The sequence below is a fragment of the Undibacterium cyanobacteriorum genome, assembly GCF_031326225.1.
GTDB classification, from domain to species: Bacteria; Pseudomonadota; Gammaproteobacteria; order Burkholderiales; family Burkholderiaceae_D; genus Undibacterium; species Undibacterium cyanobacteriorum.
In genome coordinates this window covers 2,606,765-2,630,688 of the sequence record NZ_CP133720.1, presented here as the reverse complement: position 1 = coordinate 2,630,688, position 23,924 = coordinate 2,606,765, and the positions used below count along the sequence as shown (strand labels likewise).

Genomic DNA, 23,924 nt, shown 5'->3' with positions numbered 1-23,924 from the left:
TCGTTTTGCTCAGTGAGATTTCACGATGGATATTATGTATTTGCTAGTTCCACTCAGCGTTGTGTTGATTTTCGCAATTGGCTGGGTATTCTGGTGGGCTCTTAATCATCGACAATTTGAAGAACTCGACCAAGTCGGGCAAAGTATCATCGAAGATAAAGATGATTAGATCGCATCGTCGGCTTCGAATCTTACTTTGATTTCCTCAGCGATCTTTGCGATATCGTCGATGTGATGTGACGCTAGCATGAAGTGTCTTGCTTCCCTAAGTTTTTTGAAATTTCGAACCGCACTCTTGGTGTAGGCTGGATCATAGTGTTTTTCGAGTAGTTCCTTCACTAATGTTTTAAGCTCGCCTTGTTGTATGAGTCGATGCCAGTCCTTGATCTGCTGATGCCCGTGCAGTGATGTTAGAAAGCTGAGCTGCTGGGTGAGCTGCTCTGGTGTATCCGCCAGATGCTGATAGTCATCACATAAGAATTCGATGCGGGATTCCATTGAAAGGTCGATTTGGACGCACTCGCCTTGGCGAATGTATTCCATTAAGAGTTCAGGGACGCGAAGTTCTCCTATTTTTTTGCTTTCCGCTTCGACAAAAACGGGCTTAGTCTTGTCGAACTGGCGCAATGAATTCCAGATAGCTGTTTCAAAACTTTTTTGTGAGGCCTGTCTATGTTCGGGTAGGCTGCCGAGCACAGAACCTCGGTGTCCAGCGAGTGCTTCGAGGTCCAGTGTCTGTGCGCCACCTCGCAATAACTCTTGTAGCAATTTGCTCTTACAACTGCCCGTTGGCCCGCATAGAACTTTCCAAGAAAACTGTGATGAAAGCTCGGCGAGTGCCTGATTGACGTGTCGGCGAAACTCTTTGTAGCCGCCGTCAAGTTGCGCGACTGGCCAACCAATCTTGGCAAAGATGGTTGCCATCGATCCGCTACGATTGCCGCCGCGCCAGCAGTAGATTAATGGGCGCCATTCGCGCGGCTTGTCATGGAAACTTTGTTCGATATGGTTGGCGATGTTCCTTGCCACAAGTGCTGCACCGATTCGCTTCGCTTCGAAACTTCCGACTTGTTTGTAGCAGGTACCGACTCGAATACGTTCTTCGTTGTTCAGTACGGGGCAATTGATCGCCCCGGGTAAATGATCCTCTTCAAACTCGGCTTCACTACGGGCGTCGATGATGGTATCGAACACATGTAGTTGAGCGATGACTTCAGCGATGGAAATGATGTGCGGATATTTCATTATTTGAGCATCTTTTCGAGTTTGGTCCAGACATTGTCGAGGATGCGTGGATGAGCCTCTGCTTTCATATGAATGCGATCGGCTTGAAATAGCTCTGCCTGTTCAGCCACTCCTTCCAACAAGAATGGTACTAAGGGAATATTGTTCTCTTTGGCGATTTTTGCATACAAATTGAAGAATTGATCACCGTAGGTCTTGCCGTAGTTAGGAGGGATTTTCATGCCTACCAATAAGACTTTGGATTTTGATGCAAGTGCGCTCTTTACCATTTCCCTAAAATTACTTTCTGAGGCTTTCAGATCGAGACCGCGTAGGGCATCGTTGCCGCCTAATTCGATAATGACAATCTGAGGGCGATGTTCTTGTAGGAGTGCATTCAAACGTGATTTGCCACCACTACTGGTTTCACCACTGACACTTGCGTTAAAGACTTTGAACCCCAATTTCTTTTCACTCAGACGCTTCTCCAGTAAGGCAACCCAGCCCGAGCCGCGTGTGATGCCATACTCTGCAGAGAGGCTATCGCCAAGCACAAGTATGGTTTTTGGTGCAGAATGTGCCAAACTTGGAACAGCCAACGACATGACGATTGCTGTGGCGATCAAAACAGCATGGAGTTTGTTTTGAATCCATTGAACCTGCTGTTGAATTTGTTGTTGAAATTGTTGTCGAATCATCTGTCGAAACATCATTAAAAGTGAACCCTATGAATGAAAGCGCAAAGTTGGCAATCGAAGTAAGTCAGTTAAACAAACGCGTGGCCGATGCGACTGGCGAATTAAGTATCCTCAATGATATCGAGTTTACGGTCAATGCGGGTGAGACAGTCGCAATTGTAGGGGCGTCTGGTTCGGGCAAATCGACTCTGTTGGGAATCTTGGCGGGGCTCGATACGCCTAGTAGCGGCAAAGTAAACCTAGGTGGGGTTGATATTTTTGCTCTCGACGAAGATGGACGTGCTTTATTTCGTAAAAATCAGTTAGGTTTCGTGTTTCAATCGTTTCAGCTTTTGATGCATTTGACCGCGTTAGAAAATGTAATGTTGCCGATGGAATTACGTGGCGATAAAGATGCGAAAGCCAAGGCAGAGGCGATGCTAGAGAAGGTCGGATTATCAGCGCGTCTTAAGCACTATCCCAAGTACTTATCCGGCGGCGAACAACAGCGCGTTGCGTTGGCGCGCGCTTTCGTGACTGAACCTCCGTTGTTATTTGCTGATGAACCGACGGGTAGTTTAGACGCAGCGACGGGCGAAGCGGTCATTCAGTTGATGTTCGAATTAAATCGCGAACGCGGTTCAACCTTGGTTCTAGTCACTCACGATATGTCGATTGCGGCTCGATGCGGTCGCACTTTGAAAATTGCTGCAGGACATTTGCAAAGCTAAAATAAAAGAAGCGCACCACCTCCGGTGCGCTCTCTTTAAGGCCTTTTGGCTACTTCGCTTATTCGCCAGCTTCTCTTGGTTTTCAATCTAGAGAGCTGTTATGTTTTCCCTGCTTATGTTTATCAGAATCGATAATTGGCGACGGAGAAAATCGTTACCGAAGAGCGTTGCGTATTGAATGGGTTTTTATTGACATCATTCATAAAGTGACGTGCGCTCATTCCGGTGGAAATACTCCAGTTCGAATTGATTTCCCAGTTCCACGTCACACCTAAGCGCAGGTCTGGGCGGGTACTCAATTTGCTGGCGCTAAAGCCGTTTTCAAAGTTGAGATTACGATCAAATTGCGACCAAATATTGGGGCGAGTATTGCTCCAGTTAAAGCTGAAGTTAGCAGTCAATGAATGCTTGCGACCAAAAAACTTGCTGGCTTTTGCGCCAACGCTGAATACCTTGCCATTTTCGACTCCGTTCAAGCGTGTCGCGCTGGCTGTCAAGCTGTAGTCGGGCGTAAAACGATAGTGAAGATAAGCACCAGTTTGAATGCGATTTTGGTTGCTATGATCGAGTTTTGCATCGAGACGCTTTTCGAACGCGAATGGATCAAAAAACTGATCTGCTTCCAACTTGAATCCGTATTGGATCTTGTCGTTCTTCGAAAAGTTGAAATTGGCAAGCGCACTAGTTTTGATTACTAATGGCCGTCCTTTCAGTGAACCTGAGTCGTTCTCTGCAGATACTAGCTGCATACCAGAGCCCGCGAGTGTCACACTTGCTAGCTGTTTGGTTTTATATTGCTCAAGCGGGGACTTCAAGCTGAACGCAATGGCACTAGGTTCTTGTGCGCATGCGACTCCCGAGAAAATCAATAGCGGAACCAGAACGATACTTTTCATAGTTTTCTTTGATCAAAGATGAAACCAAGCAAAGCCAGAAATAACTAGGCCACCGGCGGCAACCGCGTATGAGCCATACTGTAACCAATTTTTCTTGGTTAATAAAGCGATTGCAGCGAGAGAAATAGCGATTTGTACGGCAGTCATGGCTTGCGCCCAACGATGGTGCTGATGTAGGGCACCTTCAGATTGGTGATCGAGCTCTTGGACTTCTTTTTCGTAAGCTTCAGCTTCCTTTTTGATATCCTCTTTTTCTTTCTTGTAACGCTCGACTTCAGTCTTGTATTTTTCTGTATCGGTACCGGGCAAAGAGATCGCTAATTCAGCAAGATTTTGTTTGGCTGACTTCGATTGATAGTAGCTCCATTTGTTGGCCGCTTCGGTTTTTTTGATCGCCGCTTCATTCTTCAACATGGCAGCTTCATTTTGAGTAGCGCCTGCTTTGTAACCAATCAGCGCGCCGACGGTTGCCATAATCGCAGTCATAACCGCGATGCGGCTGGAAAATGAGTCATTACCGTGGGCGGCGTGTTCTAATTCATGGTCGTGTGGGCCATGTACATGAAATCCGTGTCCAGACATAAAAATCCTACTTCTTTATATAAATAACAATATCATACGCCAAATTGCCATTGTCTGAATGGAAATGTTGGCGCGAGTCTTCTACCCATATTTGAGGGTCAATTCTCGGAAAAAAAGCATCACAGTCGTACTCTGCTTGGATCTCCGTGACGACCAATCGATCGGCTTGTGTCAAAGCTTGTGCATAAATCTGAGCACCACCAATGACGAAGGCTTCATGGCCATTCAGCAAATCGATCGCCTGTTGCAATGAGTTGACCGTTTCAACGCCTTCTTGGTTCCATTCTTGGTTACGCGTGATCACGATATTGCGGCGCTTTGGAAGCGGGCGACCGATGGAATCATAGGTTTTGCGCCCCATGATGATGGGAAATCCTGAGGTCGTATTTTTGAAGTGCTGCAGATCTTCAGGTAAATGCCACGGCAGCTGATTATTGATGCCAATACCGCCACATTTATCAGTGGCGACGATGATGCTTATTTTACTCATACTGTTTTAGGCTCAAACGGCGACTGGCGCCTTGATGTGCGGATGAAATTCGTAGTTCAGGATTTCGAAGTCCTCAAACCTATAGTCAAAAATGCTTTCTGGTTTGCGCTTAATCTCGAGCTGCGGGAGCGCAAAAGGTGTTCGTGAAAGTTGTAATTCGACTTGTTCTAAATGGTTGCTGTAAAGATGACAGTCACCACCAGTCCAAATGAAATCTCCTACCTCAAGCCCTGTTTGTTGCGCCATCATATGCGTGAGAAGGGCGTAGGAGGCGATATTGAAGGGAACGCCCAAGAAGATGTCGGCACTGCGTTGATACAGCTGGCAAGAGAGGCGACCATCTGCTACGTAAAACTGAAAAAACGCGTGACACGGAGGAAGCTTCATTCGAGGGATGTCAGCCACGTTCCATGCCGATACGATCAGACGACGAGAGTCAGGGTTATTTTTGATTTGATCAACCAACTGTTGGATTTGGTCTATGTGTCCGCCATCGGGGGTCGGCCAGCTGCGCCATTGTGAACCATAGACAGGGCCCAGCTCGCCATTGGCATCGGCCCACTCATCCCAGATAGAGACGCCATTGTCTTTTAGGTATTTAATATTGGTCGATCCAGCAAGAAACCAGATCAGCTCATGAATAATCGACTTTAAATGCAGCTTTTTGGTGGTCACCAAAGGAAAGCCTTCTTGCAGATTAAAACGCATTTGGTAACCGAAAACCGAGACGGTTCCGGTGCCAGTACGATCGGTTTTAACTTGCCCGTGATCGCGAACATGGCGCATAAAGTCCAAGTACTGTTGCATTGTCTAAATCCAAAGGTGATTCAAAGAAAGGGGGGGCATGATGGCAACAATTGACGCTTTCGCGTCTTGCTGTTGGCATCATGCTTTAGAGGTGAAAGTATAACAGGCTCAAGCCTCGATGACTTGTTCGTTTGTTTCTTGATTGCCTGGCGCAATCAAGGGAAGATTAATTTCGAAACGGGCTCCCAGATTGGGCTCGCTCGTAACACGAATTTCACCGCCAAGTACGTTTGTGATGATGTTGAACGTAATGCTTAAACCAAGGCCGCTCCCGCCCTTGCCAAACTTGGTTGTAAAGAAGGGTTCGAAAATCCGTTTGATGATGGCGGGTGGGATACCTTTGCCAGAATCCTCGAACACAATCAGGACATGATCGCCTTGTTTGCGCGCCATACAACGCATGGTGCCTTGAGTATATCCATCAAGGCCATGCACGACAGCATTGTTGACCAAGTTACTGAAGACCTGACCGAGAGGTCCAGGATAGCTGTCAAGTTCGATCGAGTCAGGAATATCCAGTTCCAAGGTAAATGGTGTTTTTCGTAAGCTCGAATGCAACAAAGCGGCCAGTTCTTGAAAAACAACCAAGAGTGAGAATTTGCGACGTTGGGCACTTGATTGATCGACCGCAACTTGTTTGAAATCACCAACTAGCTGTGCCGCTTGTTGTAAGCCGCGCATAAGGAGCTTACTAGATTCATTCGCGGCCGTGACGTAATGGCTTAAATCGGAACGGCGCATTGTTCCTTCATTCATGGATTTCTCAAGTTGACGCGTCTCATCACTGAGTGTACTCGCAACTAATAAGCAGTTTCCGAGTGGTGTATTGAGTTCGTGCGCAACACCTGCAACCATGGAACCCAAGGCCGCCATTCGTTCAATACGTGCCAATTCATTCTGCGCGCTATTCACACTGGCAAGCGCAGCCTCAAGGTGGTGGTTCGCGCTTTCGAGTTCCTGTGTCCTCAGCCGCACTTTCGACTCAAGCGTGCCGGAGTACTCAAGCAATTGTTGGTTCTTCACTTCGAGTTCTTTGAACGACCTTTGTAGGGCTTGGCGAGTTGCTTCTAGACTTAATGCCAAATGTCCGATTTCATCTTTGCGATCGAATGAAATGACTTCATCAAGTTCACCGCTGGCGAGCTTGTCAGAAGTCTCAATCAGTAACTTAATCGGTTTGACCAAACGCCATTGCAGTACCATCAAGATACAGAAGGTCGACAAAAGAAACGAGATACCGGTAATGGCAAGGGCACGCGTAAAGTTGTCTGCAATTTCTCGCTGGAGAATGTCGTCCGTCAGTGTGAGCTGCACTTCGCCGATGACTTGATCTCCATGGGTGATCTTACTGGTCAGTGTTCGACGTTTTCCTGTCTGAGTTGCGCTTCTCTCATCTAAGGTAATGAAGACTTTTTTGTCTGGGAGAGTGATTACTTTGATCTCCGACACGCGTCGATCTGAATAAACTTGTTCACTGGAGGACTTTGCAATTTCAGGAGTGATCTGCCATACAGGCTCACTCAAAATCACGGACAAGATACTAGTGAGGCGCTGGTGATCATCGACAGTCTTTTTTTCAAGATCTGCAGTAATGATATTTCGCTGATAGGGAACTAGCACCAACGCGGTCACGCTGAGGCCTAAGAACACGGCCAAAATGACAGCAAAGCGTAAGGTGATTCGGCTGAAGATGTTGGAGACGAATTTAGAAAGCATCACTCCAACCCTTATCTAAATAGATGAAACCGCATACGAAATTCCTTCTTTTGCGACACCCGCACTAGTCCTATTTTTGCGAAAAATATAACAGCGAAAGTGTTGAAACTCGGAAAAAGATGCTATGTGGAAAATAGTTTGGACTGTTGCTGATGGTAGAAGGTTTTGGTCAAATGCACAAGCAAGAACAGGAATGGAAGTGGAATCGTCACCAAAAAAATACACTCGATTGGTGATTTGCAAAGGATGGGACTTCACTTCATGAGCAAAGCCCGAGTCTGGATTGCTTAGTGATTTTCGCGAGCGTGGTTGATCGTGTATTTTGGAATTTCGATCGTGATATCTTGCGCGCCAAGTTTGACTTGGCAGGACAGGCGAGAAGTGGCCTCTAAGCCCCATGCTGCATCGAGCAAATCTTCTTCGTCTTCAGTTGATTCATTCAAGCTATTGAAGCCTTGACGAACTACCACGTGGCAGGTGGTACAAGCACAAGACATTTCGCAAGCATGTTCGATCTCAACATCGTGCTCAACCAATGCTTCACATAGGGACTTGCCGGTTTCTACTTCGATGGTGCGACCCTCTGGGCACAGTTGAGCGTGCGGCATGATCGTGATTTTAGGCATGATGAGGGGCTTTCCAAAAATTAGATTTCATTGAGTTTTTTGCCAGACAAGGCCGAACGCACGCTCTGGTCCATGCGACGCGCAGCAAATTCCTCAGTCGCATCAGCAAGTGCAGTGATCGCTTGCTTGATCGCTTGATGATCTTGACCTTGTTTGATCTGTTTCAGTGTTTCGATATGGTTTGCAATACTTTTTTGTTCGGCTTCGCTGAGTAAATGCCGATCAGCGCTGAGTGCAGAATCAATCGCCAACAAAAGGCGATCTGCTTCAACTTGCTCTTCACGTAAGGCGCGCGCTTGCATGTCGAGTTCCGAAGCGGAGAACGAGTCTTGCAACATCTTGGCGATTTCATCGTCTGCTAAACCATAGGAGGGCTTGACGACGATAGAGGCCTCAACACCTGAACGCATCTCACGCGCAGCAACCGAGAGCAAACCATCGGCATCAACTTGGAAGGTGATGCGGATACGCGCCGCGCCAGCGGCCATTGGCGGAATACCGCGCAATTCGAATCGCGCTAAGGATCTGCAATCGGAGACCAGTTCGCGTTCACCTTGGACGACATGGATTGCCATCGCTGTTTGTCCATCTTTGAAGGTGGTGAACTCTTGTGCGCGAGCACATGGAATCGTCGAATTGCGTGGGATGACTTTTTCAGAAAGTCCACCCATGGTTTCAATTCCTAGCGATAAGGGAATGACATCCAACAACAACCAGTCATCGCCTGGAGCACGATTACCCGCTAACAAGTTAGCCTGTACCGCAGCGCCTAAAGCCACCACTTTGTCAGGATCGATGTTCGATAGTGGCGTGGTTTGGAAGAATTCGCCGACTGCTTTGCGCACATGGGGCATGCGTGTGGCGCCGCCGACCAAGACTACGCCGTCGATATCGTCGACCGAGAGTTTGGCATCGCGTAAAACTTTACGGCATGGCGTAATCGTTTTGATGACGAGATTCTCTGTGATTTGAGCAAAGATTGCTTTGGTAATCTGCAAGTGAACCACATCGCCAGTCGACAATTTGGCGTCGATGTAGGTCGACGGCTGATTCGATAAGATTTCCTTGGCTTCGCGTGCTTTCACCATCAAGGTGCTGGTGTCTGCATCGGAGAGTAAGGAGAGACCAGCTTCTTGCAAGATCCAGCAAAACAAACGGTGATCAAAGTCGTCGCCACCGAGCGCAGAATCACCGCCAGTCGAAAGAACTTCGAACACACCTTTACTCATTTTCAGAATGGAAATGTCGAAGGTGCCACCGCCGAGGTCGTAGACTGCATAGATACCTTCTGAACCATTGTCGAGGCCATAGGCGATCGCTGCCGCAGTTGGTTCATTGAGTAAGCGCAGTACATTGAGGCCCGCAAGTTTGGCGGCATCTTTGGTCGCTTGACGTTGCGCATCGTCGAAGTAAGCGGGAACTGTAATCACAGCGCCAACCAGATCATCGCCCAAAGCATCTTCGGCTTGTTGGCGCAGCGTCGCTAAAATCTCGGCGGACACTTCGACTGGGCTCTTAATCCCTGCGACAGTTTTCAGTTTGACCATGCCAGGTTCATCATGAAAATCGTATGGCAGATTTTCAGCATGGGCGATGTCTTTGAGGCCGCGTCCCATAAACCGTTTGACAGAAACAATGGTGTTCTTCGGATCGCGGGTTTGTTCTTGTTGCGCTTTATAGCCGATGTGGGCATGGCCATTTGGTAGATAGCGCACTACCGATGGCAGCAAGGAACGACCTTCTTCGTCATTCAAAATTTCGGGAATACTATTGCGGACGGTCGCGACCAAAGAATTTGTCGTGCCTAAATCGATGCCCACTGCCAAACGGTGTTGGTGTGGTGCGGTCGACATTCCTGGTTCTGCAATTTGTAAGAGGGCCATAGGCGAGTCTGTTGATATGTTCGAGTCTTGATGAAAACGGGTTTTGCTAACGCCGCGTCAACTTGCATCAGTCATCGAGTGCTGCGATATCGTTCAAAAATTTTTCAAGAAATAAGCTGGCGCGAATCTGCTGCGCTGCTTGGGCATATTGGTCTTGGGCTAGTGCTTCGGCGGTGGCGCTCAATTCCTGCTTTAGTGCGGCTTGAACTTCGCGTTCCAATGCGTACAAGGCATTCTGGTCTTGGGATTGACGTGCATCATCAAACGCCTCACGCCATTCCATTTGCTGCATTAAAAAGGCGGCAGGCATGGCCGTGTTGGACTCAGTCTGCAATTCCACGCCATGTAATTGACACAGGTAAGTGGCACGCTTGAGCGGATCTTTCAAGGTTTGATAAGCCTGATTGGCTTGCGTAGCCCATTGCATAGCGACCCGTTTTTCGGCGTCACTGGCTTGTACAAATTTATCCGGATGCACGCGTGACTGAATCTCACGATAGGCGAGATCGAGCGCATCACGGTCTAGTTCATAGCGAACCGGAAGTTGAAAGAGCTCGAAATAATTTTGCATGCTGGCAGGTTTCAAAGAATCAAGAACTAAATGCGGAAACTCTCGCCACATCCACATTCGTCTTTGACGTTGGGGTTGTAGAACTTGAAGCCTTCGTTCAATCCTTCGCGCGCGAAATCGAGTTCGGTGCCATCGATATAGGGCAAGCTTTTTGGGTCCACAAAAACTTTGACGCCATGCGATTCGAACACTTGATCATCCGTGCCAGGCTCGTCAACGTATTCCAACTTATACGCCATGCCCGAACAACCTGTGGTGCGCACACCAAAGCGCAGACCAATGCCTTTGCCACGACGCTCCATGTAGCGCGTGACATGCTTGGCTGCTTTTTCTGTCAGGGTGATTGCCATGATTTTGCTTAAGCCTGATGTTTGTTTTTGTAATCGAGAACGGCTGCCTTGATGGCGTCTTCTGCCAAAATCGAGCAGTGGATTTTCACTGGTGGCAATGCCAATTCTTCAGCGATTTCTGTGTTCTTGATGGCGAGTGCTTGGTCCAAGGTTTTGCCTTTGACCCATTCCGTGACTAAAGAAGATGATGCAATCGCAGAACCGCAGCCATAAGTCTTGAATTTTGCATCTTGAATCACGCCGTCTTCGCCGACTTTGATTTGCAATTTCATGACGTCGCCGCAAGCTGGAGCGCCAACCATGCCAGTACCCACTGACTCATCGCCTTTTTCGAACGCGCCGACATTGCGTGGATTTTCGTAGTGGTCTAATACTTTTTCAGAATATGCCATGATTATTTCCTTCTTTGTCTATTCGTGTAAGTGGAGCAGGCTCCAACTTTGGTCTTCGTTTAGTGTGCTGCCCACTGAATCGTCGAGAGATCGATGCCGTCTTTGTACATATCCCACAGAGGTGACAATTCGCGCAATTTGCCGACTTTCGATTTCAATAAATTGATCGTGAAATCGATGTCTTCTTCAGTGGTGAAGCGACCAATCGTGAAACGAATCGAGCTATGCGCCAATTCATCACTGCGACCTAAAGCTCGCAACACGTAGGATGGTTCCAAACTGGCGGAAGTACATGCAGAGCCAGAAGAAACGGCGATGTCTTTGATCGCCATGATCAAGGATTCGCCTTCGACGTAATTAAAGCTCACGTTCAAATTGTGAGGGACGCGGTGTTCCATATCGCCGTTGATATAGGTTTCTTCGATCTCGCTCAAACCTTTGGCAAGGCGATCACGCATGGCACGAATATGTGCCAATTCACTTGCCATTTCTTCTTTGGCGATACGGAAGGCTTCGCCCATGCCGGCGATTTGATGTGTCGCCAAAGTGCCAGAACGCAAACCGCGCTCATGACCACCACCATGCATTTGTGCTTCTAGACGCACGCGTGGTTTGCGACGGACATACAAAGCACCCACACCTTTCGGGCCGTAAGATTTGTGTGCGGAGAAGGAGACTAAATCAACTTTGACTCTTTCCAGATCGATCTCGACTTTACCAGTCGCTTGCGCCGCATCCGAGTGGAAAATGATGCCACGTTCACGGCACAATTCGCCGATTTCAGCGATCGGTTGAATCACGCCGATTTCGTTGTTGACCCACATCACCGACACCAAAATCGTGTCTGGACGAATCGCTTCTTTGAGTTGCTCTAAGGTGATCAGGCCATTGTCTTGCGGTTGCAAGTAAGTCGCTTCAAAACCTTGGCGCTCAAGTTCACGCACCGTGTCTAAGACGGCTTTGTGTTCGGTCTTAACGGTAATGATGTGCTTGCCTTTTCCCTTGTAGAAATGGGCAGCGCCTTTCAATGCCAGATTGTTACTCTCGGTTGCGCCAGAAGTCCAAATGATTTCACGTGGATCAGCATTAACCAGTGCGGCAACATGATTGCGCGCGGTTTCGACTGCAGCTTCCGCATCCCAACCATAGGCGTGGCTGCGGGAGGCAGGATTGCCGAACTGAGCGCGCAGGTAAGGGATCATGACATCCGCTACGCGTGGATCAACTGGCGTCGTCGCCGAATAGTCCATGTAAATCGGGAAGTGCGGCGCTTTCAAAGTGTCGATCAAACTCTTGGTCAAGCTAGGTGTCGCAGGTGTGCTTGCTGCAGTCATTCAGAACTCCAAATTTAGGAAATAGTACGTTCGGCATGACCATGACGAACGACAACAACGGATTTTTCTTGGGCTTTTTGTTTTTGTTGATTGACCAAGTCTTGTAAGGAAACAGAGTCGAGATAATCGACCATTTTTGCGTTCAAATTGGCCCACAGATCGTGAGTCATGCAATGAATGCCATTGCTGTGATCACTGCCGTGGCAATTGCCCTTGCTCCCGCATTGGGTTGCATCCAAGGGCTCATCGACTGCGATAATAATGTCAGCGACCGTCACGTTCTGTGCTTTGCGAGCGAGGTGGTAACCGCCGCCGGGACCACGTACCGACTCAACGATTTCATGGCGCCGCAATTTGCCGAACAACTGCTCGAGGTATGATAGGGAAATATCTTGACGTTGGCTGATACCGGCAAGGGTTACAGGCCCATTCTCTTGACGCAAGGCAAGATCGATCATCGCTGTTACAGCAAACCGGCCTTTAGTAGTGAGACGCATGAGTCAAAACTCCATCCTGAGTATGTTTCGATAATAAGCATCGATAATGAATTGCTGGGCTTTCAGATCTGAAAAAGATCTGAAAAACTAAATCCCGAGCGAATAACTCAAGTATAGCAAACTTGAGTAATCTTGTCAGGTAATGGGTGTTTTTTGATTGCCCTCGATTCATCGAGGATTGGTGATGCCTCCTCAAGCGAGAGAGGAGGCTGTTTTCTTACTTCAGATTAAGTAGAACTGATATCGCTTAGAAGTCGATTTGTGCCGACAGTTTAAAGGTGCGCGGCGCGCCGGGGAAGAGATATCCGCCCAAGGATTGCGTTACATCACGCCAATAGAACTTATTGAATGCATTGTTGATATCGAAGCGCAATGTGGTTGTGATGCCGTTTTGACTTAAGGCATAGCGCGCACCGAAGTTAAATACGTGGTATCCAGGAACGGAGATCTTGTTGTCAGGGCTAAATGCTTTGCTAGCCGCATACTGCCAAGAACCATTCACATGCACGCCCGCGAGGGCGACAGGTGCGTAGTCGGCATAGACACTTGATTTGAAGTTAGGGACGTTGCTGATGCGTTTGTCTTCGATGCTTGGATCATTGGTGCCGCGTTGACGCGCATCGATCGCAGTGGCGCTGGCGCCGAGCGTCCAATCGGAGTTGATTTTGCCTTGAGCGGAAAATTCCACACCTTGGTGCTCCGCCTCACCTGCGCTGACGTAGGTGTTAGCGCTATTGGTGTATTCCAAGGGTTTGCTAATGCGGAATAGGGCTGCATTCAGACTAATGTCGTTGGCGATAATTGCCTTGGTGCCGATTTCGATTTGCTTTGAGCGACCGGCGTCGAGCATCTTGTTGGCATTGGTGGTGCCGATCGGTGCCACACCACCATGCTCGAGACCGCGACTAATGCTCAAATAATTGCTGACGCTTGGTGATGCCTTGAATACCAAGGCGGCGTTTGGCAAAGTGTAATCTTGGTCAAAATCTGGGCTACCCAATTGTTGACGCTTTACTTGGAGGTGACGTAAGCCGAGATGCAGGTCGAACTGCTTGTCCAAAGCAATGATGTCTTGCACGAAGAGGGAGTTTTCTTTGTCGGTGCGACGCAGGCTAACCGGACCAGTTTTGTTTGCTGATGGTGGTACCGCAACTGGATGGAATACATTACTCGCACCGGCATGCTCGTATGCATAGTCACCGTAGTAGTCGCGACGTTCTGAGTTGTTGAAGCCGGCCGCTAATTGATGATGAGTTCCAGCGAGTTCGAACTTGCCAGTGAGTAACGCTAGGTTGCCTTGCAGCTTTTTGAGTTCGCCGACGCTTTGGTAGTCATAAACGTCGTAATCACCATTGGCGCAATAACCTGGATAGAGTTCTTGCGCACTGCAGCCGTAAGGGAAGGCGGTGAAGTCGTCGCGTTTGAATTCGTGGTAGTTGCTGGCGAGGCTGAAATTCCAATCTTGATTCAATTGATATTCAAAGCGAGCGCCGATGTTTTGATTGCGCGTATCAACCGGTTTGGCCCATTTTTGATTGTTGAGCATCATGTCTGCTTTGATGCCAACTGGCAGTGCGGTGCCGTTGAAGAGTTGAAAACCCGGCGCAGACAATTGTGATTTGTGCTGATAGTCGGCGTCGAATTGCAATAAGCTTTGTGCGCTTGGCTTCCAGTCTAAGGCAATTGATGCAAACTGACGTTCGCCATCGGCGCCTTTGATGTAGGAACGCAGACGTTCATTGGCGGCATTGAGGCGGTAGCCAAATTGTTTGTTGCTGGTTTTGCCGCCAAGATCGACCGCCCCATACAAAGTGCCGCGTTCGCTTGCTTCTAATGTGATCGACCGTAGATCGTTGTTGGAAGGGCGTTTGGTGACGTAGTTAATCATTCCGCCGGGCGTGGTAAATCCTGCCTGGAAACCGCTAATGCCTTTCAGGATTTCGATGCGTTCTTTATTTTCCAGTGGGATGGAAGCGTCACCTGGAATCGCGAATCCATCTTTGCGATAGCTGCTGGAGTTATCGAGGGCAAAGCCGCGAATCGAGAATTGCTCGGCGTAGCCGACCGCATTGTAGGCATCGTTAATACTGGCGTCGAATTTGCTTGCATCAGTAGTTTGGCGAATGCGTAGATCTTGTAGTTGAGCACTCGAGAAGGCATTGATGGATAGTGGTGTGTCTTGTAGGCTGTTTTCGAGGAAGCCACCTACCTTACTCGACTCAACCTTGGTGGTGCGAGTGCCGCTGACCACGATTTCTTGCAAACTTTGTGTTTTGGAACTGTCTTGAGCGTGGCTTGGTAGAGTTGTTGTGGAGAAGGCCGCGCTAAGACTGAGGGCGAGCAGTTTTGGTTTAAATGATGTTGTCGTCATGATGTTTGCTTCTTCTATGAAATTCGGCTGGATGAGTAATATCAGCGAACGAAGAAGTGACGGTATTTAGGCCAGTGCACTGAGAGTGCGAGCATAATTGCGACCGATGAGTCGCACAAAACACCTTACGCTTCCCTTCGCTGGCATTATCCAGATCAGGTTCAAGGGACTATCTCACCCGCAACTTTTTGATGCTTCAAAAAGTGCAGGACCCCTAGCGAAGGCGAGACTTTAACACAAAAGAGTGTGGAATGCCGCATGGGTCTTCGGATCTTGTAGTGAGGGCTTTGTGCGCCCTGGTGTTGGCGAGGTTTTACTTGGATGAGAATGTTGGCGGTGGGGCGACGTTATTGATGCGTGTGTGTGGCGGCGCGTGAAAAACAAAAAAGCCTTGTATCTCTACAAGGCTTTTTATTTGGCTCCCCGACCTGGACTCGAACCAGGGACCTGCGGATTAACAGTCCGTCGCTCTACCGACTGAGCTATCAGGGAATAGAAGACTAGCTTCTTAACTTTTACTACGCGACGTTTTGCAACGCGCTTACTTCGAATTCTGTGGCTCCCCGACCTGGACTCGAACCAGGGACCTGCGGATTAACAGTCCGTCGCTCTACCGACTGAGCTATCAGGGAACAGAGACAAAAATTATAGTGGTCAAAGGCGATCTTGTCAAAAGTTTTTTTGCGCTACTTCGAATAAATGAATGTGGCGACTGCAATCGAAAGAAAACAAATGATTGAATAGCTTGCTGATAATGCTAAGTACCTGAGCGCTTGCGGCCACCATCGCCCACGGTAGAAATGATGAAAACTCAAATATTGGTGGAGAAGGATGGAAATGATGACGAATGCTCCGTGAATATTGGGAAAGACGCTGAGAATGAGCAGTATCGCAAACGTCCCAGCGTGCAAGTGTAAAGCAAAGACGAGGTGTTCTCCGTAGAGCATGGAACGCTTGCGGTAAAAAAAGGCCAGCAGCAATGCGTAGACGGGAATGAAGGCGAAATATGCATAGGGCATTTTCTGACTGACCGTTTTTGTGCTGGGGGTAAACTTTGGTGTGATTGTTGAAGTCTGAGATATCGCGGATGACTCTAATGTGCTTGACGTTTTGTCGAGCGTGCTTGCTGCTGTCGGTGTCGGAGTTTGGTGCTTGCTTGTCTCATTGTCGGAACTAGAAAAGTTCACGATAAGCAGAAGGACCAGAAAGAATACGAAACTCACGCTCAGATAAAGGGCAAGTGGTCCAACATATTTTTGTTTTCGACCACATAGGTATTCTTGACTGAGTACGCCTGGTGAAAAAATGAGGGTGCGCAAGGTGCCAATTAATTTGCCTTCGAGGGCGATATAGTGATGTAGATATTCGTGAATGAAATGCCATAAGCTAGGCTTCTCATGATGCGTTTCTTGACCGCATTCGGGGCAGAATTTTTTTGGTGCTGGATGATCGCAGTTCAGGCAATAGCCGTGAAACTTCGTTTGGTAAAAAGACATTTGTTTGGTAAAAAAGGCAAGATCATAGCATTGCAAGAGTTGATCTGACAAAAGATAGCGGCATTTGTTATACTGGATAAATATACAGTTTGCCTGCCTTAGTTTTTTGATTTTTGAGAATGCCCTATGTCGAATAAGCCTGTGGTCCAGGAAGTAACCAGCGAAGAAAAGTTTGTGACTTTTCCTGATTCGCCATACCAGCTATGCCAGATTTTCGAGCCTGCTGGCGATCAGCCCACTGCGATTGGACAGCTGGTTGAAGGCATTAACGACGGCTTGTTTTTCCAGACTTTGCTTGGTGTGACGGGTTCGGGTAAGACATACACCATGGCGAATGTGATCGCGCGTACTGGACGACCTGCCATTATTTTTGCGCCGAACAAAACTCTCGCAGCGCAGTTATACAGCGAGTTTAAAGAATTTTTTCCGCGCAATGCGGTTGAGTACTTTGTCAGTTACTACGATTACTATCAACCTGAAGCTTACGTCCCTCAACGCGATTTGTTCATCGAAAAAGATTCGGCAATCAATGAGCATATCGAGCAAATGCGTTTGTCTTGTACGAAAAGTTTGATGGAACGCCGTGATGTCATCATTGTGGCGACTGTATCGGCGATTTACGGTATCGGTAACCCGAACGAGTACCACAAGATGATTCTCACTTTGCGTACCGGCGATAAACTGAGCCAACGCGATGTGATTGCGCGGCTGATTCAAATGCAGTACACCCGCAACGAAGTCGATTTTGGTCGTGGGACTTTCCGTGTACGTGGTGACACGCTGGATATTTTTCCTGCTGAACATGCAGAACTGGCAGTACGCTTAGAGATGTTTGATGATGAGGTTGAAAGTATCGCCTTGTTTGATCCTTTAACTGGCAAAGTGCGACAAAAGATTCCACGTTTTACGGTGTATCCGGGCTCCCATTACGTCACGCCGCGTGAAACAGTATTGCGAGCCGTCGAGACAATTAAAGAAGAACTGCGCGATCGTATTGCCTTTTTCCGTCGTGAAAATAAATTGATCGAAGAGCAGCGCATTGAACAACGCACGCGCTTTGATTTGGAGATGTTGGCAGAAATCGGTTTCACCAAAGGTATTGAAAATTACTCGCGTCATTTGAGTGGTGCTAAAGCAGGCGAACCGCCACCGACCTTGGTCGACTATTTACCATCTGATGCGATTATGTTTTTAGATGAATCGCATGTTTTGGTGGGGCAGCTCAGTGCCATGTATAACGGCGATCGCTCGCGCAAAACTAATTTGGTCGACTATGGCTTTCGCTTGCCCTCCGCACTCGACAATCGCCCACTCAAATTCGAAGAGTTTGAAAGCAAGATGCGGCAAACGGTCTTCGTTTCTGCGACTCCAGCTGAGTACGAAAAACAGCATGCTGATCAAGTGGTCGAGCAGGTGGTGCGTCCGACGGGTTTGGTGGATCCCCGCATCGAAGTACGGCCAGCTTTGTCACAAGTCGATGATTTGCTCAATGAGATTCATGAGCGCGTGAAGCTTAATGAACGGGTGTTGGTGACGACGCTGACCAAACGTATGTCAGAACAATTGACAGAGTTTTTGGCAGACAACGGTGTCAAGGTGCGTTATCTACATAGCGATATCGATACCGTCGAGCGGGTTGAGATTCTGCGTGATTTGCGACTCGGCGCTTTCGACGTCTTGGTGGGGATTAACCTCTTGCGCGAAGGTTTGGATCTGCCTGAAGTGTCCTTGGTGGCGATTTTGGATGCGGACAAGGAGGGCTTCTTGCGCTCAGAACGTAGCCTGATTCAAACCATCGGCCGTGCGGCGCGTAATCTCAATGGTACGGCAATTTTGTATGCGGATCGTGTCACCGATTCGATGCGACGCGCGATTGATGAGACCGAGCGTCGTCGCGCCAAGCAGATTGCCTTCAACGCCGAAAATAATATTACGCCGAGCAGTATCAACAAGAAGATTAAAGACATCATCGACGGCGTCTATAATCCGCAGGAAGCGCAAGATGAGCGCAAAGTCGCCCAAGAGCAGGCTAAGTATGAGGCCATGAGCGAGAAGCAAATCAGTAAAGAAATTAAACGCCTCGAAAAATTGATGCTCGATCACGCCAAGAATCTTGAATTCGAACAGGCGGCGCGAGTGCGTGACCAGTTGGCGGTCTTAAAAGAGCAGCTATTCGGTGCTGGTGGTCACGATAATGTCGTGTCCATCCTTGGGCGACCTTAAGGTAGATAGAGAACGTAGGAACGGAAGGTTACTGGTGTGATGCCTCGTTCGAGGGTAAAGAAAAAAGAGCTGATCTCGTGAGAGTCAGCTCTTCTTGTTTTGGGTGCTTTATCGTTTATGCACTTGCCTTAGATTCTTCAATACGCTTTGCGATATGCACCAGAGATTCTTCCACCTGATCGATCAAAATCAAACACAGATCACCCGGATTCAATGAAGCCAAGGCAGTGTCGATTGCGATGAATTCGCCATTGATTTCCTTGATATTCGATGTTCGTGGTGCGCCTTCTAAACCAGAGCGGAGTAGGGCAACCACTTCGCCATCGGCACGACCGCGTTGGCATTGGTCTTGATACAAGATGACTTGATCGAAAGCTTTACCAAGGATTTCTGTTTGTTGACGAATGTCTTGATCGCGGCGATCACCGGCACCACTAATCACCACGGTACGACGATTGCCTGGCATGCTATCGACAGCTTGTACCAAGGCAGTAATTGCGTCTGGATTATGACCGTAATCGGCAATTAATGTCGCGCCGCGATAATCGAAAACATTGAAACGGCCTGGCGCATTGTCGCTATCGTTCATGAAGGTTTTGAGACCCTTGCGAATCGCATCCCAGCTCAAATTAATACCCCATGCTGCAGCCACTGATGCCATCACATTTTCAACTTGGAAGCCAATGCTGCCATTGCGTGTGATAGGGATGTCGGTCAAAGGAATACGTTGCATCAATTTACCTTCGACTGCGACCAAGTCACCATCTTCGATGAAGACAACGCGATGGCCTTTGACGCGATGTGCTGCCATCACCGGTAGGTTAGAATCGGCGGCGAAGAAAGTGACAGCGCCCGTACAATTTTTTGCCATGCCTGCAACGATAGGATCTGCTGCGTTTAAGACTGCGACACCATTGTCTGCCACGTTTTGTACAATCACGCGCTTTAAGACTGCCAGATCTTCGACAGTCGTGATGTAATTCAAACCTAAGTGGTCACCTGTGCCGATATTGGTCACGACCGCGACTTTACAACGATCATAAGCTAAACCTTCACGCAAAACGCCGCCGCGCGCAGTTTCAAATACGGCTGCATCCACGTCCGGATGAGACAGCACATTACGAGCACTACGTGGGCCGCTACAGTCGCCGCTATCGATTTGACGTCCTTCGACGTACACGCCATCGGTATTGGTCATACCGACGCGCAAACCGCTTGAGGCTAGCAAGTGTGAAATTAAACGTACTGTTGTGGTTTTGCCGTTGGTGCCAGTGACGGCAATAATCGGAATACGTCCATCTTCACCATCGGCGAACATCGCAGCAACGATGGCTTCACCAACCGCACGGCCTTTGCCGAACGATGGAGATAGATGCATGCGCAAGCCAGGTGCGGCATTGACTTCGACAATGCCACCATTTTGTTCTTCAATGGGTTTCAAGACGCTGTCGGCCACCAAGTCGACACCGCAAATTTCGAGTCCGACCATTTGCGCAGCAGCGACAGCGCGGGCGGCCACTTCTGGGTGAACGTCATCGGTCACATCAGTGGCGGAGCCACCGGTGGAGAGATTGGCATTGTTACGCAAGATGACACGGGTTCCTTTGGTAGGGACGGAGTCAGCGTCGTAACCTTGCTTCGCTAAACTCGCCAAGGCGATGTCGTCGAAACGAATCTTGGTTAAGGACGTGGCATGTCCACTGCCGCGACGAGGATCTTTGTTGACTTGTTCGACCAACTCACGCACTGAGTGGGTGCCATCGCCGACCACTTGAGGTGGGTCGCGGCGCGCTGCGGCAACCAGTTTGTTGCCAACCACCAGCAAACGGAAGTCGTTGCCAGGTAAGTAGCGTTCGACCAAAATGTCATCGCGGAATTCAGAGGCGGCGACGTAGGCGGCGTCGAGTTGCTCACGGGTCGTGACGTTGACGGTCACGCCTTTACCTTGGTTGCCATCCTTTGGTTTGACGACCACAGGTAAACCGATTTCTTGGGCGATTGCCCATGCGTCTTCGGCATTTAAAGCAGTGCGACCGAGTGGCACTGGAACGCCAGCGGCATCTAATAATTTCTTTGTGAGCTCTTTGTCTTGCGCGATCGCTTCAGCAATGGCACTGGTGCCGTCCATTTCGGCAGCTTGAATCTTGCGTTGTTTGCTGCCCCAGCCGAAAGTGACCAAACTTCCGCTAGTCAGGCGACGATAGGGGATGTTGCGCGCTACAGCCGCATAGACGATAGAGCCAGTTGAAGGGCCTAAGCGTAAGTCTTCGTCCAATTCACGCAGCTCATGGAGGGCTGCTGCTAAATCAAAGCTGGTGTTCGACAGTGCAGCGTTAACCAATTTTTCCGCGAGTTCCAATGCCAAACGGCCGACATCTTCTTCTGAATATTCGACAACAACTTGAAATACGCCATCTTCTAAGGTCGGCGTGGTGCGGCTAAAGGTCACCGGGCAACCAGCTTGCGCTTGCAAGGCCAGCGTTGCCAGTTCGAAGACGCGCGCAAGAGGAATGGCATCGTCATGGCCAGTCGCCTGCAAAGGGCCAATTTCAGGAAAGAGCGCTCGTAAGCGTGCTTCAAATTCTGGGATCTCGACGATAGATAATTCGTTGGCTTGGCAGCGAACAATCGCTTCCACTGCAGTGTGATGAGTCCAGAGATTTGGTCCGCGAAGGGCTCTGATGCGTGATACTTCCATAAAACTTAATCCTATCTCGTAGCTTCTGTGGCGATGATTGTCGCGATATTCGATGCTCGTGCCGTCGTCGGCTTCGGGCTTATTCAGTACAATTTAAGTACAGTTCAAGTAAGATGTGCGTGGTCTTAGTACAGTTTTTTCGGTGGTGCGGAATCGAAATTACGCAAAGCCGCACCGATCAAATCTGCACTGATGCCCATCGCCCAAGCTGCCGCCACCGCCGCCAAAACGGCTTCCGGTTGTTCAACTTTGGCAGGCTTGAGACTGTGCAAACTCATTAATGTGGTTTCGTGTACACCCATGCCCAAGATGATGTTGTCATCCTTTAGATAGACTGCGCGTTTACCTTGCTGCAAATGTTTTGCCATGGAGCCGCTGTGCGTAGTAATGCCGTAGTAAATCACTTCGCCATCGCACAATTCGGCCAATTCGCCGGCACAATCAATCGCAGCGTTAATCACGGCGAAGCCATTGTCGAGCACGACGTCAATTTGGGTGCGCATGACTTTGAACATTTGATCGGCTTCGGTGATGTAGTGTTCACCAAGCTCAGCATGACCATCGAAATCGGTGACAACACCAACCTTGCAGCGGTCATAGGGCAAGCCGTCGTTTAGTATGCCTTTTGCATTGGATTCGAAGACGGCTGCTTGTACATTGCGATTTAAGAGTAGACGTTGGCCGGCGTCCCAACGCGTGCAATCAGTTTTGACGACTTGTCTTTGATCAAGATAGAGGCCATCGGCGCAAGACACGCCAGAATACTGACCACTCATGCTGAGCATGCTGCCAATCAAACGAGCAATCAAGCTGGTGCCTTTGCTGCCACTAATGCCAACGATAGGAATGCGGCCGTTATCCTTTTCGCCGAACAAATGTTTGATGATGGCAGAGCCGATATCACGTGGTTTTCCTTCGGCGGGTTTTAAGTGCGACAACAGTCCAGGGCTGGCGTTGACTTCAATAATCGCACCGCCTTGTTCTTGCAGTGGACGTGTGATGTCATCGCAGACGAGGTCGATCCCGGCGATGTCTAAGCCAACGATGCGAGTGGCGAGCGCGGCGAGGCGGGCGTTCTCAGGGTGAACTTCGTCGGTAACGTCGATTGCGACATTACCATTAATTTGAATCAGGACTTTTTGACCATCTTGTGGGATGGACTCATGCGTCATGCCTTGGCGTTTCAATTCTAAAATGATCTCGGCGCTGACGTCTGGTTGCACCAAGCTCAGCGGGAACTCTTCAGTCATGCCACGGCGGGGGTCGATATTAATTTGTGCGTCGACCAATTGTTTTACCGTCGATTTACCATCACCAGTAATCCACAAAGAATCACCTTTTGCGGCGGCAACTAGTTTGTCTCCGACGATCAAAAGGCGGTGTTCATTACCTGTGATGTAACGCTCAACAATCACGCTCTTGCTCTCACCTTTGCGCACGGCGAGGTCATACGCTTCGCGAATCTCTTCTTGACCTGTTAGATTCAAGGTCACGCCACGGCCATGATTGCCGTCGTAAGGTTTGATGACGACCGGAGAGCCAATATCTTGGGCTTCTTCCCATGCTTCATCGGCACTGCGTACCAAAGTTCCCTCCGGAACTGGGACGCCACAGGCTTTCAGCAGTGACTTCGTCATGTCTTTGTCGCTAGCGATACTTTCAGCAATCGCGCTTGTACGATCAGTTTCAGCAGTCCAAATGCGACGTTGAGCGCAGCCATGACCTAGCTGCACCAAATTGCCTTCGGTTAAACGGATAGATGGAATTTTGCGATCGGTTGCGGCATCCACAATGTGGCCAGTACTTGGGCCGAGGCAAAGTGAGTCGACCATGTCTTGTAATTCTGTGATCTGAGCGGCGAGATCGAAGTGCTTATCATCGATGCAGGCCATCAACAGTTCACGAGCAACGTTCAAGGCCGCACGTCCGACTTGTTCTTGACGAGTACGGAAAGCCATTTTGTACACGCCGTCGATATGGGTCGAGCGCGTTTGACCGAAACCGGTTTTCATGCCGGCGAGATTTTGGATTTCTAGTACCACGTGTTCGAGGATGTGACCAACCCAAGTGCCTTCTTTCAGGCGTTCTAAAAAACCACCGGGTTCACCTACGCCACAACGGTGAAGCGCCAAGCCGGGCAGGGCAGAGGTCAATCTTTCATACAGACCGGGAAGTTTATTAGACGGAAGTTCCTCGAATTCACCAATGTCGAGCACAACTTCAATGACTGGACGATATGTCCAAATATTAGGACCGCGAAGATGGTTAATACGTAGCGGCGTAATCTCTCTCTTTTTTGTCGTCATGAATAATGTCTGTATTTATTGAATTTTATTCTTGCTATTTTGCATCGAAAGTGC

At 48.9% G+C, this 23,924-nt stretch carries 21 protein-coding genes, 2 tRNA genes and 1 riboswitch; of the genes, 3 read left to right on the top strand and 20 right to left on the bottom strand.

From position 1 onward, the window contains the following. Positions 1 to 25: 25 nt before the first annotated feature. Positions 26 to 169, top strand: coding sequence for a cbb3-type cytochrome oxidase assembly protein CcoS (gene ccoS, locus RF679_RS11110; protein WP_309480695.1), 144 nt, complete (start codon positions 26 to 28; stop codon positions 167 to 169). Here the strand turns inward: ccoS and mnmH are convergent. Further along, positions 166 to 1,245, bottom strand: coding sequence for a tRNA 2-selenouridine(34) synthase MnmH (gene mnmH, locus RF679_RS11105; protein WP_309480694.1), 1,080 nt, complete (start codon positions 1,243 to 1,245; stop codon positions 166 to 168). The genes ccoS and mnmH overlap by 4 nt on opposite strands. After that, entirely contained in the window at positions 1,245 to 1,937 is a 693-nt protein-coding gene (locus tag RF679_RS11100; RefSeq protein WP_309480693.1) for an arylesterase, read from the bottom strand. The genes mnmH and RF679_RS11100 overlap by 1 nt, the downstream gene beginning before the upstream one ends. A 14-nt stretch (positions 1,938 to 1,951) precedes the next feature. Between RF679_RS11100 and RF679_RS11095 the strand changes: the two genes are divergently transcribed. Beyond that, the gene (locus RF679_RS11095; protein ID WP_309480692.1) at positions 1,952 to 2,632 is read left to right on the top strand and encodes an ABC transporter ATP-binding protein; all 681 of its coding nucleotides are present in this window, start codon (positions 1,952 to 1,954) and stop codon (positions 2,630 to 2,632) included. 122 nt (positions 2,633 to 2,754) lie between these two features. Here the strand turns inward: RF679_RS11095 and RF679_RS11090 are convergent, their stop codons facing one another. The 16 genes from RF679_RS11090 to RF679_RS11015 form a co-directional block, all read right to left on the bottom strand. Continuing rightward, entirely contained in the window at positions 2,755 to 3,528 is a 774-nt protein-coding gene (locus RF679_RS11090; RefSeq protein WP_309480691.1) for a hypothetical protein, read from the bottom strand. 12 nt (positions 3,529 to 3,540) lie between these two features. Further along, positions 3,541 to 4,110, bottom strand: a complete 570-nt coding sequence (locus RF679_RS11085; protein WP_309480690.1) for a DUF4337 domain-containing protein — start codon at positions 4,108 to 4,110, stop codon at positions 3,541 to 3,543. Between the two features lie 7 nt (positions 4,111 to 4,117). After that, positions 4,118 to 4,600 (bottom strand): dihydrofolate reductase, encoded by a 483-nt coding sequence (locus RF679_RS11080; RefSeq protein WP_309480689.1) that lies wholly within the window; start codon positions 4,598 to 4,600, stop codon positions 4,118 to 4,120. Positions 4,601 to 4,612: 12 nt separating this feature from the next. Then, a complete protein-coding gene (locus tag RF679_RS11075; protein ID WP_309480688.1) occupies positions 4,613 to 5,407 on the bottom strand; it encodes a thymidylate synthase in 795 nt (264 codons plus the stop codon). A 108-nt stretch (positions 5,408 to 5,515) separates the two neighbouring features. Beyond that, the gene (locus tag RF679_RS11070) at positions 5,516 to 7,123 is read right to left on the bottom strand and encodes a sensor histidine kinase (protein ID WP_309480687.1); all 1,608 of its coding nucleotides are present in this window, start codon (positions 7,121 to 7,123) and stop codon (positions 5,516 to 5,518) included. Positions 7,124 to 7,410: 287 nt separating this feature from the next. Next, positions 7,411 to 7,749, bottom strand: a complete 339-nt coding sequence (gene fdx / locus RF679_RS11065; RefSeq protein ID WP_309480686.1) for an ISC system 2Fe-2S type ferredoxin — start codon at positions 7,747 to 7,749, stop codon at positions 7,411 to 7,413. 20 nt (positions 7,750 to 7,769) lie between these two features. Further along, positions 7,770 to 9,632, bottom strand: a complete 1,863-nt coding sequence (gene hscA, locus RF679_RS11060; RefSeq protein WP_309480685.1) for a Fe-S protein assembly chaperone HscA — start codon at positions 9,630 to 9,632, stop codon at positions 7,770 to 7,772. A gap of 67 nt (positions 9,633 to 9,699) precedes the next feature. Further along, a complete protein-coding gene (hscB, locus tag RF679_RS11055; protein ID WP_309480684.1) occupies positions 9,700 to 10,203 on the bottom strand; it encodes a Fe-S protein assembly co-chaperone HscB in 504 nt (167 codons plus the stop codon). Between the two features lie 26 nt (positions 10,204 to 10,229). Next, positions 10,230 to 10,553 (bottom strand): iron-sulfur cluster assembly protein IscA, encoded by a 324-nt coding sequence (iscA, locus tag RF679_RS11050; protein WP_309480683.1) that lies wholly within the window; start codon positions 10,551 to 10,553, stop codon positions 10,230 to 10,232. 8 nt (positions 10,554 to 10,561) lie between these two features. After that, complete coding sequence (gene iscU / locus RF679_RS11045; protein WP_309480682.1) at positions 10,562 to 10,945, bottom strand: Fe-S cluster assembly scaffold IscU; 384 nt, start codon at positions 10,943 to 10,945, stop codon at positions 10,562 to 10,564. Positions 10,946 to 11,004: 59 nt separating this feature from the next. Then, positions 11,005 to 12,195 carry an IscS subfamily cysteine desulfurase gene (locus RF679_RS11040; protein WP_373921773.1) on the bottom strand — a complete coding sequence of 397 codons (1,191 nt, stop codon included), beginning with the start codon at positions 12,193 to 12,195 and terminating at the stop codon, positions 11,005 to 11,007. A gap of 98 nt (positions 12,196 to 12,293) precedes the next feature. Further along, a complete protein-coding gene (gene iscR, locus RF679_RS11035; RefSeq protein WP_309480681.1) occupies positions 12,294 to 12,776 on the bottom strand; it encodes a Fe-S cluster assembly transcriptional regulator IscR in 483 nt (160 codons plus the stop codon). Positions 12,777 to 13,023: 247 nt separating this feature from the next. Further along, positions 13,024 to 15,147, bottom strand: coding sequence for a TonB-dependent siderophore receptor (locus tag RF679_RS11030; RefSeq protein ID WP_309480680.1), 2,124 nt, complete (start codon positions 15,145 to 15,147; stop codon positions 13,024 to 13,026). 115 nt (positions 15,148 to 15,262) lie between these two features. Then, positions 15,263 to 15,373, bottom strand: a riboswitch (TPP riboswitch). A gap of 190 nt (positions 15,374 to 15,563) precedes the next feature. After that, positions 15,564 to 15,639: transfer RNA gene (locus RF679_RS11025), tRNA-Asn, on the bottom strand. Between the two features lie 64 nt (positions 15,640 to 15,703). Beyond that, positions 15,704 to 15,779 (bottom strand) — tRNA-Asn (locus tag RF679_RS11020). Between the two features lie 54 nt (positions 15,780 to 15,833). Continuing rightward, positions 15,834 to 16,694 carry a DUF3667 domain-containing protein gene (locus tag RF679_RS11015; RefSeq protein ID WP_309480679.1) on the bottom strand — a complete coding sequence of 287 codons (861 nt, stop codon included), beginning with the start codon at positions 16,692 to 16,694 and terminating at the stop codon, positions 15,834 to 15,836. Positions 16,695 to 16,769: 75 nt separating this feature from the next. On the opposite strand from RF679_RS11015, the gene uvrB reads away from it, so the two are divergent. Then, positions 16,770 to 18,866, top strand: coding sequence for an excinuclease ABC subunit UvrB (gene uvrB / locus RF679_RS11010; RefSeq protein ID WP_309480678.1), 2,097 nt, complete (start codon positions 16,770 to 16,772; stop codon positions 18,864 to 18,866). 115 nt (positions 18,867 to 18,981) lie between these two features. Here uvrB and cphA read toward each other — a convergent pair whose 3' ends face one another. Together cphA and RF679_RS11000 are read right to left on the bottom strand one after the other, a co-directional pair. Next, positions 18,982 to 21,564: a cyanophycin synthetase gene (cphA, locus tag RF679_RS11005; RefSeq protein ID WP_309480677.1), complete on the bottom strand. Its 2,583-nt coding sequence runs from the start codon at positions 21,562 to 21,564 to the stop codon at positions 18,982 to 18,984. 125 nt (positions 21,565 to 21,689) lie between these two features. Further along, on the bottom strand, positions 21,690 to 23,870 hold the full coding sequence (locus tag RF679_RS11000) for a cyanophycin synthetase (RefSeq protein WP_309480676.1): 2,181 nt from the start codon (positions 23,868 to 23,870) through the stop codon (positions 21,690 to 21,692). Positions 23,871 to 23,924: the final 54 nt, after the last annotated feature.

What these genes read in the sequence shown, in the direction of transcription:
- ccoS (WP_309480695.1), top strand. Translation starts at nt 26, where the DNA reads ATGGATATTATGTATTTGCTAGTTCCACTCAGCGTTGTGTTGATTTTC.
- mnmH (WP_309480694.1), bottom strand. Translation starts at nt 1,245, where the DNA reads ATGAAATATCCGCACATCATTTCCATCGCTGAAGTCATCGCTCAACTA.
- RF679_RS11100 (WP_309480693.1), bottom strand. Translation starts at nt 1,937, where the DNA reads ATGATGTTTCGACAGATGATTCGACAACAATTTCAACAACAAATTCAA.
- RF679_RS11095 (WP_309480692.1), top strand. Translation starts at nt 1,952, where the DNA reads ATGAATGAAAGCGCAAAGTTGGCAATCGAAGTAAGTCAGTTAAACAAA.
- RF679_RS11090 (WP_309480691.1), bottom strand. Translation starts at nt 3,528, where the DNA reads ATGAAAAGTATCGTTCTGGTTCCGCTATTGATTTTCTCGGGAGTCGCA.
- RF679_RS11085 (WP_309480690.1), bottom strand. Translation starts at nt 4,110, where the DNA reads ATGTCTGGACACGGATTTCATGTACATGGCCCACACGACCATGAATTA.
- RF679_RS11080 (WP_309480689.1), bottom strand. Translation starts at nt 4,600, where the DNA reads ATGAGTAAAATAAGCATCATCGTCGCCACTGATAAATGTGGCGGTATT.
- RF679_RS11075 (WP_309480688.1), bottom strand. Translation starts at nt 5,407, where the DNA reads ATGCAACAGTACTTGGACTTTATGCGCCATGTTCGCGATCACGGGCAA.
- RF679_RS11070 (WP_309480687.1), bottom strand. Translation starts at nt 7,123, where the DNA reads ATGCTTTCTAAATTCGTCTCCAACATCTTCAGCCGAATCACCTTACGC.
- fdx (WP_309480686.1), bottom strand. Translation starts at nt 7,749, where the DNA reads ATGCCTAAAATCACGATCATGCCGCACGCTCAACTGTGCCCAGAGGGT.
- hscA (WP_309480685.1), bottom strand. Translation starts at nt 9,632, where the DNA reads ATGGCCCTCTTACAAATTGCAGAACCAGGAATGTCGACCGCACCACAC.
- hscB (WP_309480684.1), bottom strand. Translation starts at nt 10,203, where the DNA reads ATGCAAAATTATTTCGAGCTCTTTCAACTTCCGGTTCGCTATGAACTA.
- iscA (WP_309480683.1), bottom strand. Translation starts at nt 10,553, where the DNA reads ATGGCAATCACCCTGACAGAAAAAGCAGCCAAGCATGTCACGCGCTAC.
- iscU (WP_309480682.1), bottom strand. Translation starts at nt 10,945, where the DNA reads ATGGCATATTCTGAAAAAGTATTAGACCACTACGAAAATCCACGCAAT.
- RF679_RS11040 (WP_373921773.1), bottom strand. Translation starts at nt 12,195, where the DNA reads ATGGACTATTCGGCGACGACGCCAGTTGATCCACGCGTAGCGGATGTC.
- iscR (WP_309480681.1), bottom strand. Translation starts at nt 12,776, where the DNA reads ATGCGTCTCACTACTAAAGGCCGGTTTGCTGTAACAGCGATGATCGAT.
- RF679_RS11030 (WP_309480680.1), bottom strand. Translation starts at nt 15,147, where the DNA reads ATGACGACAACATCATTTAAACCAAAACTGCTCGCCCTCAGTCTTAGC.
- uvrB (WP_309480678.1), top strand. Translation starts at nt 16,770, where the DNA reads ATGTCGAATAAGCCTGTGGTCCAGGAAGTAACCAGCGAAGAAAAGTTT.
- cphA (WP_309480677.1), bottom strand. Translation starts at nt 21,564, where the DNA reads ATGGAAGTATCACGCATCAGAGCCCTTCGCGGACCAAATCTCTGGACT.
- RF679_RS11000 (WP_309480676.1), bottom strand. Translation starts at nt 23,870, where the DNA reads ATGACGACAAAAAAGAGAGAGATTACGCCGCTACGTATTAACCATCTT.